The sequence below is a fragment of the Pseudomonas sp. B22(2017) genome (assembly GCF_002113105.1).
GTDB lineage: Bacteria > Pseudomonadota > Gammaproteobacteria > Pseudomonadales > Pseudomonadaceae > Aquipseudomonas > Aquipseudomonas asiatica.
The window spans coordinates 539,858-554,409 of record NZ_NEJN01000003.1 but is presented as its reverse complement, the minus strand read 5'-3'; the positions used below and the strand labels follow the sequence as shown (position 1 = coordinate 554,409).

Below are 14,552 nucleotides of genomic sequence, written 5' to 3'. Positions count from 1 at the left end.
ATCGCGCATGTTCAGAAATGACGCGGTCCTTGTAGGAGCGGCCTTGTGTCGCGATGGGCTGCAAAGCAGCCCCCAGGTCCTCAATCTTCACCAAAAACCTCAACCACTTCGATCACCTGCTCCCCCACCGGCCGCCGCCAGACCACCTCATCCCCTGGCCCCGCCCCGAGCAAAGCCCGCCCCAACGGCGAACCCCAGTTTATCAACCCCCGCCCGGCATCCGCCTCATCCTCGCCCACCAGCCTTACTACTTGTTCCTGGTCCTGCGCATCGACAAACCGCACCCGGCTGCCAATCTGCACCTTGCTGCGCGATGTCGCCGCCGGCACAACCTGGGCGCTTTGCAATCGCGCGCTGAAGTAGCGCAGGTCCCGTTCGGTATCCGCCAGCCGCTGCTTGTCGCCACGTTCACCTTGTGCCTGCAGTTCGCTGCGCAAGGCATTCAGCTCGGCCATGCGCTCCTGCAGCTGGCGCAGGCCACTGGCGGTCACGTAGTTGGGTTGTTCGCTGACCCGTCGCTCGACCGGCTGATCAGCCTGGGCGGCGGCCTGGTCTTCGTTGACGAATGCTCGGCTCATGCGTGGCCTCCTTTTGCAGGAGACCATCATCGCAGGCCGCCGGTTTCAAGGGATGTCCGTTTGCGACTCAGTTGTGGCGATAGGCGCGTGCGGCGTCGCGGTCCTTTTCCTGCTCCCAGTCGCGCTCGCGCTGGTCCCAGAAGCGCTCGTGGTACTGGCGCTGTTCTTCGCTGTTCTGCATGGCGTGGCACTGGCGAAAACCGTCGTCCCAGCCGCTTTCGTACTGGCGCTCGTGCAGGTAGCGCGGCACGTCCTTGCGATAAGCGCCGACCATCAGCCCTGCCGCCTGTCGGCCGCTGCTGCAGCCGTCCTGGAAGCCATCGGCATAGGCGGGGGGATAACCCTGGTGGACCATCTGCTCGTGGGTGGTTTCGCAACCAGACAGCAACAACGCCATGCACACGCCGAACCAGTACCGCGACATAACCACAAAACCCTCCGGTTGATACTGGAAAGTCTAGGTGGCGATTTGTCGGGGAGCCGTTAAAACAGTGTCAAAGAGTCGGTTGGTTCACACTGCTCTGCTGACCTCACTGGCCCATTCGCGGGCACGCCCGCTCCCACAGGATCACCCCAGGATTCGAGGCCAGTGCAGTACCTGTGGGAGCGGGCATGCCCGCGAAAGGCCGCAAAGCGGCCTCAGTAGTGATACCACTTCAACTCCAGCATCACCTCGTTCTGCGCCGTGGCCAGGTGGCTGAACTCTCGCGAAGCACTCAACCGCAGGCCCAGGTTCTGGCTGATCTCCCATTGCTGGTTCAGGCTCACACTGCGCCGTACTTCGCCATTGGTGAAATAATCGCCCTTGGCCTCCAGCGTCATGTTGCCCAGCCCGTTGCGCCACAGCAGCCCGCCATTGAAGCCCGCCGCCGGGGCGATGAACTGGGCAAAATCATTGTGGTGCTCGACCCGCACCGTGCCCAGGGCAAAGCCCAGCAACCCGTCGGCCAGTTGCCAGGTGCCGCCGGCCCCGCCGTTCACATGGCTTACCAGCACTTCGTCATCATGCTTGCCCGGCACGCGCTCCAGCCCGCCGGCCACCTGCCACGACCAGGGCTTGAGCAGCTCGTTGCGCGGTGTCAGCGAACGGATGGTGGCCAGGTCCAGGCGCTGCACCTGCCAGTCATTGCCTTCGTACTGGCGCAGCTTCAGCTGCAGGATCTCGATCTGCGCCCCCAGCGGGAAGCCATAGGCGTTGTCATTCAGGTCGTGGTAGGCCATGCGCAGGCCGTACTCGGCGTAGGCGCGGTCTTCGCGGGTGCCTACGCCCAGCTGCCAGGTGCGCGAGTCATGGCCGTCCTCGGGCAGGCCTGGGCGCTCGATCTGCAGGGGTGGGGGCGGGTTGCTGTTGATTGCCCGCAGCAGTTCGAAGCTGCGTTTCGCCTGCCCAGGGTCGCGCTCCTGGCCATTGGCACGGTAACGCTCCAGGCGGTACGCGGCGTCCTGCACCAGCGCCTGGCGCTGGCGGGGGAGGGCCTTGAATTCGGGGCTCTGCAGTTGCCCGGTGTTGGCACTTACAGCCAGCACCTGGCGCTTTTCGTCGTGATCGAGCGGCTCGGCCCGGGCCAGCAGTTCACGTTCGCGAGAGGGGCGGTACGTCTCGCTGGCGACCATGCCGGACTGCTTCACGGCCTTCACTGTGTCGGTCGGGATGGCGGTCAGCGGGAACTGCGAGGTCAGGTCAAGGCCCGGCCGGGCCACCTGCAGCAGCTCCAGCAGGCGGTACGAGCAGTTCTCATCGAAGAAGAAGTAGTCGAACTGGATCTGCTTCAGCTCCCACACATGTTCGACCATGCGCCCGGTTTCTTCCGGGGTCAGGTCCAGTTGGTACTCCCACAGGTCGCGGTTTTCCAGGCTGCGGTATTCGGACAGTTTCTCCTGGTAGGGCATCAGCGCGAACAGGCCCGGGTAGCCACCCATCAGGCCCTTCCAGGCATACAGGATGCTGTTGTCGCTGCCTTCGATGTAGGCGCCGAAGTTGATTGCGTAGCTCAGCAGCGTGGTGTCGTCGCTGCGGGTGTTGGACTGGTCGATGCGCAGCAAGGTGTGGCCGAACATCGATGACGGGCTGTTCAGGTAGGCCGCCGGGAAGATCAGCGCCGCACTGTGTGGGTCGATAGACTGGTACCAGGTGGTGAACTCCTGGCAGTCAGGTTGCGGCAAGTCTTGCAAGTCGAGCTGTTCGCGCAGCCAGCGGGTGCGCGCCGGGAATACGCACTGGGGATGCTTGTCGCCGAGGCTGGCCGGGGCGTACAGCGCTTCGACCGTGGCTTTCAGTTCCTGGTCGGGGTGGTGCGCGCCATCCTCGGCGAGGAAGAACGCATCATCGTCCACATAGCTGCGCCAGCCACCCAGCTTGGCGGTTTCGTAATGGCCCAGGGCAATCCAGTAAGGGGTGTTGGCCAGTTGCTGGACACGGCCTTGGTCCAGCACGGGCGCGGCATGAGCAGGGGCGCAGGCACACAGCGCCAGGGATACGAAGCGTTTGAGCATGTCGGGCAACTACTTCTTAACGATGCCGAAAAAAGGCGAAACCCGCCCCGGGGCCGGGGCGGGAGGAGCTGCACTCAGGCCTCGGTTGCGTATTTGGCCAGGCGTGGGTCGTTCTTCAGAACAGCCAGGGTGTTGCTGTGGACGGTTTCGGCAGTGACGTCGGCGCTGCTGAAGATCTGGTTGAAGTGCTGGTGGGTGACCGATGCGAAGTAGCCACGGTCTTCAGGGGCCACGCCGAGAACCACGGCATAGGTGGTCAGTGCTTCGCCCTGGCCCATGGCCATGTCTTCGGAAAGTTCATTCATCATGCCGTTCATGGCGAACCAGGACTTGCCGCCGTAGGTCAGCGACGCTTTGGTCGAGCAGCCGTTGGTGCCGGAGGTCATGCCGAAGGTGGCGTTACCGGAGGTGCCGTTGGTGGTGGAAGCCAGGAAGTGTGCCGGAGTGCCGCGCTGGCCTTCGAACAGCATGTTGCCCCAGCCGCAGTTCGGGCCGCCTGGCGCTTCGGCCATGGCATTGATCGAGACCACGGTGAACAGAGTACCCAGAAGAATCCGTTTCATAGCATTTGTTCTCTATTTGACTTAACCAAGGGTCAGGGTTTCTGGCAACTCGGTTGCCAGGTCGGGAAAGCTTTTCACCCACCCGCGCAGCTTGGAGTTTAGGCACGATCTAAGAGTTGCGTTGTTGATTGCGAAAAATTTGCTGTTGCATGACCCGCACCGGCTGCGACATAAAGTCCTGCGGAGCCTTGCAAGGCGCGCGCGGGCAGCGCCAGAATGCTGCGTATCTGCCCCGCCGAAGTAAGGAAACCCAATGCCCGATCCTGTCGCTGCGCGCCTGCGTCTCGCGCCTGAAGCCCTGACCCGGCGTTTCTCCCCCGAGCAGTTTGCCTTTACCAATACCGACGATCTGGAGCCGTTTCGCGGAGTCCTGGGCCAGGAGCGTGCTGTCGAGGCCCTGCAGTTTGGCGTGGCCATGCCGCGCCCTGGTTACAACGTGTACGTGATGGGCGAGCCCGGCACCGGCCGCTTCTCGTTCGTCAAGCGCTACCTCAAGGCCGAGGGCAAGCGTCAGCAGACCCCGGCCGACTGGGTTTACGTCAACCACTTCGATGACACGCGTGAACCCCGCGCACTGGAATTGCCGTCCGGCACCGCCGGGGCGTTCATCGCCGACATGAACGGGCTGATCGACAACCTGTTGTCGACCTTCCCTGCGGTATTCGAGCACCCGTCCTACCAGCAGAAGAAAGGCGCCATCGACCGCGCCTTCAACCAGCGTTACGACCGCGCCCTGGATGTGATCGAGCGCGCCTCGCTGGAAAAGGACGTGGCCCTGTACCGCGATGCCAGCAACGTCGCCTTCACCCCGATGGCCGACGGCAAGGCGCTGGATGAAGCCGAATTCGCCCAGTTGCCGGAAGAGGTGCGCGAGCAGTTCCACGAGGATATCGCCCTGCTCGAGGAACGCCTGAACGAAGAGCTGGCCAGCCTGCCGCAATGGAAGCGCGAGTCGAACAACCAGCTGCGCCAGCTCAACGAGGAAACCATTACCCTGGCCCTGCAGCCGTTGCTGGCGCCGCTGTCGGAGAAGTACGCCGAGAACGCTGCGGTCTGCGCCTACCTGCAGTCGGTGCAGCTGAACCTGCTGCGTACCGTGGTCGAGCAACTGGTCGATGACAGCAAGACCGACGCGGCTGCGCGCAAGCTGCTGGAAGAGCAGTACGCGCCAAGCCTGGTGGTCGGCCACCACGCCGACGGCGGTGCGCCGGTGGTGTTCGAGCCGCACCCGACCTACGACAACCTGTTTGGCCGTATCGAATACAGCACCGACCAGGGTGCGCTGTACACCTCGTACCGTCAGCTGCGCCCAGGCGCGCTACACCGCGCCAACGGCGGCTTCCTGATTCTGGAAGCCGAGAAGATGTTGGGCGAGCCGTTCGTCTGGGACGCGCTCAAGCGTGCGCTGCAGTCGCGCAAGTTGAAGATGGAGTCGCCACTGGGCGAGCTGGGGCGGGTGGCCACCGTCAGCCTGACGCCGCAGATGATCCCGCTGAACATCAAGCTGGTCATCATCGGTTCGCGCCAGCTTTACTACGCGCTGCAGGACCACGACCCGGACTTCCAGGAAATGTTCCGGGTGCTGGTGGACTTCGACGAAGACATGCCCATGGTCGATGAGAACCTGGAGCAGTTCGCCCAGCTGTTGCGCACCCGCACCAACGAAGAGGGCATGGCGCCACTGACCAGTGACGCGGTGGCGCGTCTGGCCACCTACAGCGCCCGCCTGGCAGAAAACCAGTCGCGCCTGTCGGCACGTATCGGCGACCTGTTCCAGCTGGTCAGCGAAGCTGATTTCATCCGCCAGCTGGCCAGTGACGAAATGACCGACGCCGGGCACATCGAGCGTGCGCTCAAGGCCAAGGCCACCCGTACCGGGCGTGTTTCGCAGCGGGTGCTGGACGACATGCTCGCCGGCATCATCCTGATCGACACCGAAGGCGCGGCCATCGGCAAATGCAACGGCCTGACCGTGCTGGAAGTGGGTGATTCGGCGTTCGGTATGCCGGCGCGTATCTCCGCCACCGTGTACCCGGGCGGCAGCGGTATCGTCGACATCGAGCGTGAGGTAAACCTCGGCCAGCCGATCCACTCCAAGGGTGTGATGATCCTCACCGGCTACCTGGGCAGCCGCTATGCCCAGGAGTTCCCGCTGGCGATCTCGGCGAGCATCGCCCTGGAACAGTCCTACGGCTATGTGGACGGTGACAGCGCCTCGCTGGGCGAAGCCTGCACGCTGATCTCGGCCTTGTCGCGTACGCCGCTCAAGCAGTGCTTCGCCATCACCGGCTCGATCAACCAGTTTGGTGAAGTGCAGGCGGTGGGTGGGGTCAACGAGAAGATCGAAGGCTTCTTCCGCTTGTGCGAGGCGCGTGGCCTGACCGGCGAGCAGGGAGTGATCATCCCGCGTGCCAACGTTGCCACGCTGATGCTCGACGAGCGTGTGCTGCAGGCAGTGGAGAACGGCATGTTCCACGTGTACGCGGTCAGCCAGGCCGACGAGGCGTTGAGCCTGCTGGTGGGCGAGGAGGCCGGTGTGCTGGATGACAAGGGCCAGTTCACCGAAGGCAGCGTCAACGCGCGGGTGGTGGAGCGCCTGCGTGAGATTGCCGAGATGATCAGCGAGGAAGAAATCGAGAAGGCGGAGAAAGAGCGCCTGGAAGAGGTGATTGCCCAGGCCAAGCCGGCCTGAGTCAAGAAACCGGCGCTGGCGGCGATGTGCTACCGTTCAGCGCCGGTTTTCCATCTTTCTGTACCGTTCTTCTATGCTGGAACTTAAGGACGGTAACAGCGTTCAGGATGGAAACAGCCTGAGGTTCAGGCTGAACAAGGCTTATTGGAGGGGGCGCGGCCATGCGCAATCTCAGCCTCACACGCCAGTGCCTGGGCCTGGTGACCCGCATCGAATGCAGCATCCGTCCGCTGGCCGGGGATAACGGCATGTGGACGCTGCTGTTCGCCGCCGGCATGGCCGGTGAACAACCGTCCGCGATCAAGGCCCAAGGGCCGTTCCATGGGCCGCTGGTGGCCGAATCTGTGCTCAATGCCATTGTCGACAGCCTGACCTTGCATGGGTATCAGGTGGCCGAGGATCCGCAGATCTGGTGTTTGCATTTGCAGGCGCAGTTGCGGCGGATCAATGGTGAGCGGTGTCGGAATCTGGGGGATTACCAGTTTCATCCTGAGACCTGATTGATGCAGGGGGCCGCTTTGCGGCCCATTCGCAGCACAAGGCTGCTCCTACAAGCGAATGGGCTGCATGGCAGCCCCGGGCTTTTGCTGTAACAGGTGGCTGGCTATACTCGCCGTCGCTTTTTTAGTCACCTGATGAGTCCCGACACTCCATGGAACGTATCCTCGAAAATGCGATGTATGCCTCGCGCTGGCTGCTCGCCCCCATCTACTTCGGCCTGTCCCTCGGCCTGCTGGCCCTGGCGCTGAAATTCTTCCAGGAAGTGGTCCACGTCCTGCCCAACGTCTTCGCCCTCAGCGAAGCCGACCTAATCCTGGTGATCCTGTCGCTGATCGACATGTCGCTGGTGGGCGGCCTGCTGGTGATGGTGATGATCTCCGGCTACGAGAACTTCGTTTCGCAACTGGACATCGACGAGAGCAAGGAAAAGCTCAACTGGCTGGGCAAGATGGACTCTTCGTCGCTGAAGATGAAGGTTGCCGCGTCGATCGTGGCCATTTCGTCCATCCACCTGCTGCGGGTGTTCATGGACGCACAGAACATCTCCACCGATTACCTGATGTGGTACGTGATCATCCACATGACCTTCGTGGTCTCGGCATTCTGCATGGGTTACCTGGACAAGCTGACCAAGCACTGAACCTTTCAGGCCTCTTCGCCATCCCTGTGGGAGCGGGCAAGCCCGCGAAGAGGCCGGCGCGGTCCAACTGACGAGCGGCGTCAGTCATGCCTTGTGCATTCGCCCTTTCTGTACAAAAAATGAGCTCTCATGCGTGGTTCCCATCGCGAGGTGCTCTCATGAACCTGCATCAGCTCAACACCGAGGCCAGGGCTGGCCATGTCGACGAACTGAACCTGATCGCCATCGAAGGCGGTGACTACCTGCTCGAAGCGCGGATCAAAGGCCACCCCCACCCCCTGTCCGATGCCCGTGGTGAACGCTTGCGCGTGCATTCGGTGGAGGATGCACGCAAGTTGCTGCAAACCATCCCCATGGTCTCGATGAACCTGGTGCACTGGTCGGTGCAGGACGAAATGTGCGGCATGGGCACGCACCCGGAAGAAGACTTGAAGGTGCCGATTTCCCAGCGCTCGGCCTGGTAGCTGCTCGCAGCGCCCCAGTGTGCTAGGCTGCTCGCCCTTTTCATCAAGGGCGCGGCTTCACTGCGCCCTGCAGTGGAGCACGACAATGTCCGAACTCAACCTGTCCACCGACGAAACGCGCGTCAGCTACGGCATCGGCCGTCAGCTGGGCGGCCAGCTGCGCGACAACCCGCCACCGGGCGTCAGCCTGGAAGCCATCCTGGCTGGCCTGACCGATGCCTTCAACGGCGCCGACAGCCGCGTCAGCGAAGCCGACCTGTCGGCCAGCTTCAAGGTCATCCGCGAAGTGATGCAAGCCGAAGCAGCTGCCAAGGCTGAAGCCGCTGCTGCCGCTGGCAAGGCATTCCTGGTCGAGAACGCCAAGCGTGACGGCATCACCACCCTGGCTTCGGGCCTGCAGTTCGAAGTACTGACCGCAGGTGAAGGCGCCAAGCCGACCCGCGAAGACAATGTGCGCACCCACTACCACGGCACCCTGATCGACGGCACTGTGTTCGACAGCTCCTACGATCGTGGTCAGCCGGCTGAATTCCCGGTAGGTGGTGTGATCGCTGGCTGGACCGAAGCCCTGCAGCTGATGAGCGCTGGCAGCAAATGGCGCCTGTACGTGCCGAGCGAACTGGCCTACGGCGCCCAAGGCGTTGGCAGCATCCCGCCGCACAGCGTGCTGGTGTTCGACGTCGAGCTGCTCGACGTTCTGTAATGCCCTCGGGGCCGCTTTGCGGCCCATTCGCGGGCAAGCCCGCTCCCACAGGATCCCCACAGCATTCGAACCCTGTGTTGTGCTTGTGGGAGCTGGCTTGTCGGCGATGAGGCCGGTCCTGCTGGCCTCAATTCCAGTCTGTCCCCCCGGGGCGCAACGCCCGCGCGTAGCAGAACAGAAACAGATTCCGCACCAGCTCCTTGAGTACCCCCGGTTCACTCGAATTCAGCCCGCTCATGTCCAGGTCGCCCTGGTCACGCAGCTCGTCGAGTGCTTCTTCTTCAAGCACCGCGCACACTTCGCCGGTTTCCCGATGAAGAATGCGCAGGTAGGGGTGAGGGCGGTCCAGCCAGGCGTCGATCAGATAAGTCATGGCTATTCTCCTTGGATAGCAGTCCCAATGAGAATAATTCTTATTATCTGAATAGCAAGCGCCGATTGGCGGTTTTATGGAAAATCAGACCTTGCGCACGAACTCGGACTTCAGCTTCATGGCGCCGATACCGTCGATCTTGCAGTCGATGTCGTGGTCGCCGTCGCACAGGCGGATGTTCTTGACCTTGGTGCCGACCTTGACCACGAGGGACGAGCCCTTGACCTTGAGGTCCTTGATCACGGTGACGGTGTCGCCATCCTGCAGGATGTTGCCGACCGAATCCTTCTTCACCACCTCGTCGCTGGCCGCTTCGGCGTCGCCGCTGGCCGACCACTCGTGGGCGCATTCAGGGCAGATCAGCTGAGTGCCATCCTCATAGGTGTATTCGGAGTTGCATTTCGGGCAGGGTGGCAGAGTGCTCACTTCGGTTCCTCAAACAAACAGACGGGCGGTTAAAAACCCGAATTGTATAAGGTATTTTTTCAGAAGTGATTATGTCCGGACAAAAGCATGGCGGGCAAGCCAGCTCATACAGGCGACGCAATCCTGTAGGAGCGGGCTTGCCCGCGAATGAAGACGACTCGGTCTATCAGTGAGTACGCGCGACAGCAAACTCGCTCAACTCGACCAGCGCATCACGATATTCGCTGGCCGGCAGTACTTCCAGGCACTGGATGGCACGCTTCACATAGTCACGCGCAAGCTCCGCCGTGTACTTCAGAGCACCCGACTCCTCGACTGCTACGCGAATCTGCTCCAGGTCTTCCAGGCCACCCTTCTGGATCGCCTGGCGCACCAGCGCAGCCTGTTCGGCGGTGCCTTCGCGCATGGTGTAGATCAGCGGCAGGGTAGGCTTGCCTTCGGCCAGGTCGTCACCGACGTTCTTGCCCAGGGTCTGCGAGTCGCCCTTGTAGTCCAGCAGGTCGTCGACCAGCTGGAACGCCACGCCCAGGTGGTCACCGAAGGTACGCAGGGCCTCGCGCTGTTCGTCGGTTGCTTCGGCCAGCGCGGCGGCGCTGTGGGTCGAAGCCTCGAACAGCATCGCGGTCTTGCCGCGGATGACCTCCATGTAGACTTCCTCGGTGGTACTGGCATCGCGTACCCGCGACAGCTGCAGCACCTCACCTTCGGCAATCACGCGGGTGGCCTTGGACAGGATCTGCATGACCGGCATCGAGCCCAGTTCGACCATCATCTCGAACGAGCGCGAATAGAGGAAGTCACCCACCAGCACGCTCGGCGCGTTGCCCCACAGGGCATTGGCGGTGGAGCGGCCACGGCGCATGCCGGACATGTCGACCACGTCGTCGTGCAGCAGGGTAGCGGTGTGCAGGAATTCGATGGTGGCAGCCAGCAGGCGCAGGTCGTCGCCTTCGCGGCCCAGGGCCTTGCCACACAGCAGCACCAGCAGGGGGCGCAGGCGCTTGCCACCGGCGGACGTGATATAGTCGCCGATCTTCGATACCAGCGGCACGCGCGAGGTCAGCTGCTTCTTGATGATCTCGTCGACGGCGCTGAAATCATCAGCCACCGCGCGGTAGAAGGATTGGGGTTGCATCGGCTGCTCCAGTGAGGTTGCGCGGCATGCTAGGTCGCGGGTCCCGGTGTGTCAAGGCGCGGTGCCAGCGCCCCGGGGGCGGCACTTGCAAGCAAAACCGCGGTTGCGTACAATCGCGCACCCTAACTTCCTGGGCAGCACCTGCCTTACGCAATTGCGCCGGGCCGTTCCAGCCCTGTGCAGCCATGCCAGCCAATACTCATCATATAAAGCGCTGGGTGAGCAGGATTATCGGAGAAATACCATGTCTTACGCAGTAATCGTTACCGGCGGCAAGCAGTACAAAGTCGCTGAAGGTGAATTCCTCAAGATCGAAAAACTGGAAGTCGCCACTGGCGAATCCGTGACCTTCGATCGCGTCCTGCTGGTCGCCAACGGTGAAGAAGTCACCATCGGTGCTCCAGTTGTTGCTGGCGCTAAAGTAGTGGCCGAAGTCGTTTCGCAAGGCCGCCACGACAAGGTTCGCATCATCAAGTTCCGTCGTCGTAAGCACCACATGAAGCGTATGGGCCACCGCCAGTGGTTCACCGAGATCAAAATCACCGGTATCCAGGCTTAATCCCCTAGATCCCCTGAATTTATTTGGAGAATTGAACCATGGCTCACAAGAAGGCTGGTGGTAGTACTCGTAACGGTCGCGACTCAGAATCGAAACGCCTTGGCGTGAAGATGTATGGCGGCCAGGTTATCAAGCCAGGCAACATCATCGTCCGTCAGCGCGGCACCGAATTCCACGCTGGCTACGGTGTTGGCATGGGCAAGGATCACACCTTGTTCGCCAAGATCGAAGGCGTGATCAAGTTCGAGAAAAAAGGCGAGTTCATGCGCCGTTACGTGAGCATCGTCGCCGCTTAATCGCGACGTCGCTCCAGAAGCCCCGTCATGCGACGGGGCTTTTTCGTTTGTGGTGAGCCTCTTGCAAAGCTGTTTGTATGGGCTGCCGGCGTGGGTTTCTACGGTCGTACGGGGCCGCCGCGCTCATTTTTGCAAGAGCCTCAGGTTTTTCAGGTATTCAACTCGCCAGCAGGCGAGAGGCGGTTTTGAATGAAGTTTGTTGACGAAGTATCCATTCGGGTCAAGGCCGGTGACGGTGGCAACGGTTGCATGAGCTTCCGTCGCGAGAAATTCATCGAGAACGGTGGCCCCAACGGTGGTGACGGTGGCGACGGTGGTTCGGTGTACATGATCGCCGACGAAAACCTCAACACCCTGGTCGACTATCGCTACACCCGTCACCACGAGGCCCAGCGTGGCGCCAACGGCGGCAGCACCGACTGCACCGGCAAGAAGGGCGACGACCTGTACCTGCGTGTGCCGGTCGGCACTACCGTGATCGACGCCTCCACCCAGGAAGTGATCGGTGACCTGGTCACCCCGGGCCAGAAACTGATGGTCGCCCAAGGCGGCTGGCACGGCCTGGGCAACACCCGCTTCAAGTCCAGCACCAACCGTGCACCGCGCCAGACCACCCCGGGCAAGCCAGGTGACCAGCGTGACCTGAAGATGGAAATGAAAGTGCTGGCTGACGTCGGCCTGCTGGGCCTGCCGAATGCCGGCAAGAGCACTTTCATTCGCTCGGTTTCGGCCGCCAAGCCGAAAGTGGCCGACTACCCGTTCACCACCCTGGTGCCGAACCTGGGTGTGGTCAGCGTCGACCGCTGGAAGAGCTTCGTCATCGCCGACATTCCCGGCCTGATCGAAGGTGCTTCCGAAGGCGCCGGCCTGGGTATCCGCTTCCTCAAGCACCTGGCGCGTACCCGCGTACTGCTGCACCTGGTGGACATGGCGCCGCTGGACGGAAGCAGCCCAGCCGATGCCGCCGAAGTCATCGTCAACGAGCTGACCCGCTTCAGCCCGTCGCTGGCTGAGCGTGAGCGCTGGCTGGTGCTGAACAAGGCCGACATGGTCATGGATGACGAGCGCGACGAGCGGGTCAAGGAAGTGGTCGAGCGCCTGCAGTGGGAGGGCCCGGTCTACGTGATTTCGGCCATCTCCAAGCAGGGCACCGAAAAGCTCAGCCACGACCTGATGCGCTACCTCGAAGACCGCGCCGACCGCCTGGCCAACGACCCGGCCTACGCCGAAGAGCTGGCCGACCTCGACCAGCGCATCGAAGACGAAGCCCGTGCCCAGCTGCAGGCCCTGGACGACGCCCGTACCCTGCGCCGTACTGGTGTCAAGAGCGTGCACGACATCGGCGACGACGATGGTTGGGACGATGATTTCGAGGACGACGAAGACGGCCCGGAAATCATTTACGTGCGCGACTGACCGGTTGCAGTACACTAAACGCCGCTCTTTGGAGCGGCGTTTTTGTATCCACGGTATCTACAGATTCGACATAGGTTGGAAGAAGATGCGAAGCAAGGTGACGGGCGCCAAGCGCTGGGTCGTGAAGATTGGCAGTGCTCTGCTGACCGCCGATGGCAAAGGCCTCGATCGCGGTGCCATGGCCGTTTGGGTCGAGCAGATGGTCGCGCTGCGTGAGGCAGGCGTGGAGTTGGTACTGGTCTCCTCCGGGGCCGTGGCTGCCGGCATGAGCCAGCTGGGCTGGACGTCGCGACCGAGTGCGATGAACGAGCTGCAGGCGGCTGCCTCGATCGGCCAGATGCGCCTGGTGCAGGCCTGGGAGTCGAGCTTCGGCGAGCACGGCAAGCACACCGCGCAAATCCTGCTGACCCATGACGACCTGTCCGACCGCAAGCGCTACCTGAACGCCCGCAGCACCCTGCGCACGCTGGTCGACCTGGGCGTGGTACCGGTGATCAACGAAAACGATACCGTGGTCACCGATGAGATCCGCTTCGGCGACAACGACACCTTGGCGGCGCTGGTGGCCAACCTGGTCGAGGCTGACCTGCTGGTGATTCTCACCGACCGCGATGGCATGTTCGACGCCGACCCGCGCAACAACCCCGAAGCCCAGCTGATCTACGAGGCTCGCGCCGACGACCCGGCACTGGATGCCGTGGCCGGCGGTACCGGTGGCGCGCTGGGTCGTGGCGGCATGCAGACCAAGCTGCGCGCCGCGCGCCTGGCTGCCCGTTCCGGTGCCCACACCATCATCATCGGTGGTCGCATCGAGCGCGTGCTGGATCGCCTCAAGGCTGGCGAACGCCTGGGTACCTTGCTGTCGCCCGAGCGCGGCATGCTTGCCGCGCGCAAGCAGTGGCTCGCCGGTCACCTGCAGACCCGTGGCACCCTGGTGCTGGATGCCGGTGCCGTGCAGGCGCTGCGCCAGGCCAACAAGAGCCTGCTGCCGGTTGGCGTGAAGACCGTGCAGGGCAGCTTCCGTCGTGGCGAGATGGTGGTGTGCGTCGGCCCGGACGGCCTGGAAGTAGCCCGTGGGCTGGCCAACTACAGCGCCCTTGAGGCGCAGAAGATCATCGGCCAGCCATCCGATGCCATCGAAAGCCTGCTGGGCTACAGCGCAGAACCGGAGTTGGTGCACCGCGACAACCTGGTGCTGGTATGAGCGTGCTGAAGCGGGTAATCGGCGTGGCGGCATTGGTGCTGCCAATGCTGGCCGGGGCCGAGGAAATCGGCCAGGTGTCCACCGTGTTCAAGTTCCTCGGGCCGAATGACCGCATTGTGGTCGAGGCGTTCGACGACCCCAAGGTCGAGGGTGTGACCTGCTACCTGTCGCGGGCCAAGACTGGCGGCGTGAAGGGTGGATTGGGGTTGGCGGAGGACCGGGCGGAGGCATCGATTGCCTGTCGTCAGGTCGGGCCGATCAGCTTCAAGGGTGAGCTGAAGGATGGCGAGGAAGTGTTCAAGGAGCGCACCTCGCTGGTGTTCAAGACCATGCAGGTGGTGCGCTTCCTCGACAAGAAGCGCAATACGCTGGTGTACCTGGTGTACAGCGACCGCATGATCGAAGGCAGCCCGCAGAATGCGGTGACTGCGATTCCGATTCTGCCTTGGGCTCATTGATAGCCTGACAGATCGCCGGGAGGCCTTCGGCCTCCATCGCCGGCAAGCCAG

Annotated in this window: 17 protein-coding genes; 10 read left to right on the top strand and 7 right to left on the bottom strand. The window is 62.6% G+C overall.

All coding sequences use genetic code 11. From position 1 onward, the window contains the following. Nucleotides 1–80: 80 nt before the first annotated feature. From CAG18_RS10180 to CAG18_RS10165, 4 genes are all read right to left on the bottom strand, one after another. Nucleotides 81–578, bottom strand: a complete 498-nt coding sequence (locus CAG18_RS10180; RefSeq protein WP_085720833.1) for a GreA/GreB family elongation factor — start codon at nucleotides 576–578, stop codon at nucleotides 81–83. Nucleotides 579–645: 67 nt separating this feature from the next. Further along, nucleotides 646–1,002 carry a hypothetical protein gene (locus CAG18_RS10175; RefSeq protein ID WP_085720832.1) on the bottom strand — a complete coding sequence of 119 codons (357 nt, stop codon included), beginning with the start codon at nucleotides 1,000–1,002 and terminating at the stop codon, nucleotides 646–648. 215 nt (nucleotides 1,003–1,217) lie between these two features. Continuing rightward, complete coding sequence (locus CAG18_RS10170) at nucleotides 1,218–3,071, bottom strand: DUF4105 domain-containing protein (protein ID WP_085720831.1); 1,854 nt, start codon at nucleotides 3,069–3,071, stop codon at nucleotides 1,218–1,220. Nucleotides 3,072–3,145: 74 nt separating this feature from the next. Further along, nucleotides 3,146–3,634, bottom strand: a complete 489-nt coding sequence (locus CAG18_RS10165; protein ID WP_003256313.1) for a DUF3015 domain-containing protein — start codon at nucleotides 3,632–3,634, stop codon at nucleotides 3,146–3,148. 253 nt (nucleotides 3,635–3,887) lie between these two features. On the opposite strand from CAG18_RS10165, the gene CAG18_RS10160 reads away from it, so the two are divergent. From CAG18_RS10160 to CAG18_RS10140, 5 genes are all read left to right on the top strand, one after another. Then, the gene (locus tag CAG18_RS10160) at nucleotides 3,888–6,326 is read left to right on the top strand and encodes a Lon protease family protein (RefSeq protein WP_013970817.1); all 2,439 of its coding nucleotides are present in this window, start codon (nucleotides 3,888–3,890) and stop codon (nucleotides 6,324–6,326) included. Between the two features lie 161 nt (nucleotides 6,327–6,487). Next, a complete protein-coding gene (locus CAG18_RS10155; protein WP_003247487.1) occupies nucleotides 6,488–6,826 on the top strand; it encodes a hypothetical protein in 339 nt (112 codons plus the stop codon). Nucleotides 6,827–6,978: 152 nt separating this feature from the next. Next, complete coding sequence (locus CAG18_RS10150; protein WP_003247486.1) at nucleotides 6,979–7,467, top strand: TIGR00645 family protein; 489 nt, start codon at nucleotides 6,979–6,981, stop codon at nucleotides 7,465–7,467. 158 nt (nucleotides 7,468–7,625) lie between these two features. After that, a complete protein-coding gene (locus CAG18_RS10145; RefSeq protein ID WP_015268897.1) occupies nucleotides 7,626–7,931 on the top strand; it encodes a DUF6482 family protein in 306 nt (101 codons plus the stop codon). Between the two features lie 85 nt (nucleotides 7,932–8,016). Further along, nucleotides 8,017–8,634 carry an FKBP-type peptidyl-prolyl cis-trans isomerase gene (locus CAG18_RS10140; RefSeq protein ID WP_085720830.1) on the top strand — a complete coding sequence of 206 codons (618 nt, stop codon included), beginning with the start codon at nucleotides 8,017–8,019 and terminating at the stop codon, nucleotides 8,632–8,634. Between the two features lie 127 nt (nucleotides 8,635–8,761). Here CAG18_RS10140 and CAG18_RS10135 read toward each other — a convergent pair whose 3' ends face one another. The 3 genes from CAG18_RS10135 to CAG18_RS10125 all read right to left on the bottom strand — a co-directional run bounded on the left by CAG18_RS10135 (nucleotide 8,762) and on the right by CAG18_RS10125 (nucleotide 10,568). Beyond that, nucleotides 8,762–9,007, bottom strand: coding sequence for a hypothetical protein (locus CAG18_RS10135; protein WP_003256316.1), 246 nt, complete (start codon nucleotides 9,005–9,007; stop codon nucleotides 8,762–8,764). Between the two features lie 84 nt (nucleotides 9,008–9,091). Then, nucleotides 9,092–9,433, bottom strand: coding sequence for a zinc ribbon domain-containing protein YjdM (locus tag CAG18_RS10130; protein ID WP_009686103.1), 342 nt, complete (start codon nucleotides 9,431–9,433; stop codon nucleotides 9,092–9,094). A gap of 166 nt (nucleotides 9,434–9,599) precedes the next feature. Next, complete coding sequence (locus tag CAG18_RS10125; RefSeq protein WP_003256318.1) at nucleotides 9,600–10,568, bottom strand: polyprenyl synthetase family protein; 969 nt, start codon at nucleotides 10,566–10,568, stop codon at nucleotides 9,600–9,602. 244 nt (nucleotides 10,569–10,812) lie between these two features. On the opposite strand from CAG18_RS10125, the gene rplU reads away from it, so the two are divergent. From rplU to CAG18_RS10100, 5 genes are all read left to right on the top strand, one after another. After that, nucleotides 10,813–11,127, top strand: coding sequence for a 50S ribosomal protein L21 (gene rplU / locus CAG18_RS10120; RefSeq protein ID WP_003247466.1), 315 nt, complete (start codon nucleotides 10,813–10,815; stop codon nucleotides 11,125–11,127). 38 nt (nucleotides 11,128–11,165) lie between these two features. After that, the gene (gene rpmA, locus CAG18_RS10115; RefSeq protein ID WP_003247464.1) at nucleotides 11,166–11,423 is read left to right on the top strand and encodes a 50S ribosomal protein L27; all 258 of its coding nucleotides are present in this window, start codon (nucleotides 11,166–11,168) and stop codon (nucleotides 11,421–11,423) included. A 189-nt stretch (nucleotides 11,424–11,612) separates the two neighbouring features. Further along, nucleotides 11,613–12,839: an Obg family GTPase CgtA gene (cgtA, locus tag CAG18_RS10110; protein ID WP_013970821.1), complete on the top strand. Its 1,227-nt coding sequence runs from the start codon at nucleotides 11,613–11,615 to the stop codon at nucleotides 12,837–12,839. An 85-nt stretch (nucleotides 12,840–12,924) separates the two neighbouring features. After that, nucleotides 12,925–14,043 carry a glutamate 5-kinase gene (gene proB, locus CAG18_RS10105; protein ID WP_015268899.1) on the top strand — a complete coding sequence of 373 codons (1,119 nt, stop codon included), beginning with the start codon at nucleotides 12,925–12,927 and terminating at the stop codon, nucleotides 14,041–14,043. Further along, nucleotides 14,040–14,501, top strand: coding sequence for a CreA family protein (locus CAG18_RS10100; RefSeq protein ID WP_015268900.1), 462 nt, complete (start codon nucleotides 14,040–14,042; stop codon nucleotides 14,499–14,501). Before proB ends, CAG18_RS10100 begins: the two co-directional genes overlap by 4 nt. Nucleotides 14,502–14,552: the final 51 nt, after the last annotated feature.

Excerpts from the sequence above, each read along its gene's own strand:
- CAG18_RS10125 (WP_003256318.1), bottom strand. The coding sequence starts at position 10,568 with ATGCAACCCCAATCCTTCTACCGCGCGGTGGCTGATGATTTCAGCGCC.
- CAG18_RS10165 (WP_003256313.1), bottom strand. The coding sequence starts at position 3,634 with ATGAAACGGATTCTTCTGGGTACTCTGTTCACCGTGGTCTCGATCAAT.
- CAG18_RS10155 (WP_003247487.1), top strand. The coding sequence starts at position 6,488 with ATGCGCAATCTCAGCCTCACACGCCAGTGCCTGGGCCTGGTGACCCGC.
- cgtA (WP_013970821.1), top strand. The coding sequence starts at position 11,613 with ATGAAGTTTGTTGACGAAGTATCCATTCGGGTCAAGGCCGGTGACGGT.
- rpmA (WP_003247464.1), top strand. The coding sequence starts at position 11,166 with ATGGCTCACAAGAAGGCTGGTGGTAGTACTCGTAACGGTCGCGACTCA.
- CAG18_RS10180 (WP_085720833.1), bottom strand. The coding sequence starts at position 578 with ATGAGCCGAGCATTCGTCAACGAAGACCAGGCCGCCGCCCAGGCTGAT.
- CAG18_RS10170 (WP_085720831.1), bottom strand. The coding sequence starts at position 3,071 with ATGCTCAAACGCTTCGTATCCCTGGCGCTGTGTGCCTGCGCCCCTGCT.
- CAG18_RS10175 (WP_085720832.1), bottom strand. The coding sequence starts at position 1,002 with ATGTCGCGGTACTGGTTCGGCGTGTGCATGGCGTTGTTGCTGTCTGGT.
- proB (WP_015268899.1), top strand. The coding sequence starts at position 12,925 with ATGCGAAGCAAGGTGACGGGCGCCAAGCGCTGGGTCGTGAAGATTGGC.
- rplU (WP_003247466.1), top strand. The coding sequence starts at position 10,813 with ATGTCTTACGCAGTAATCGTTACCGGCGGCAAGCAGTACAAAGTCGCT.
- CAG18_RS10150 (WP_003247486.1), top strand. The coding sequence starts at position 6,979 with ATGGAACGTATCCTCGAAAATGCGATGTATGCCTCGCGCTGGCTGCTC.
- CAG18_RS10140 (WP_085720830.1), top strand. The coding sequence starts at position 8,017 with ATGTCCGAACTCAACCTGTCCACCGACGAAACGCGCGTCAGCTACGGC.
- CAG18_RS10160 (WP_013970817.1), top strand. The coding sequence starts at position 3,888 with ATGCCCGATCCTGTCGCTGCGCGCCTGCGTCTCGCGCCTGAAGCCCTG.
- CAG18_RS10100 (WP_015268900.1), top strand. The coding sequence starts at position 14,040 with ATGAGCGTGCTGAAGCGGGTAATCGGCGTGGCGGCATTGGTGCTGCCA.
- CAG18_RS10145 (WP_015268897.1), top strand. The coding sequence starts at position 7,626 with ATGAACCTGCATCAGCTCAACACCGAGGCCAGGGCTGGCCATGTCGAC.
- CAG18_RS10135 (WP_003256316.1), bottom strand. The coding sequence starts at position 9,007 with ATGACTTATCTGATCGACGCCTGGCTGGACCGCCCTCACCCCTACCTG.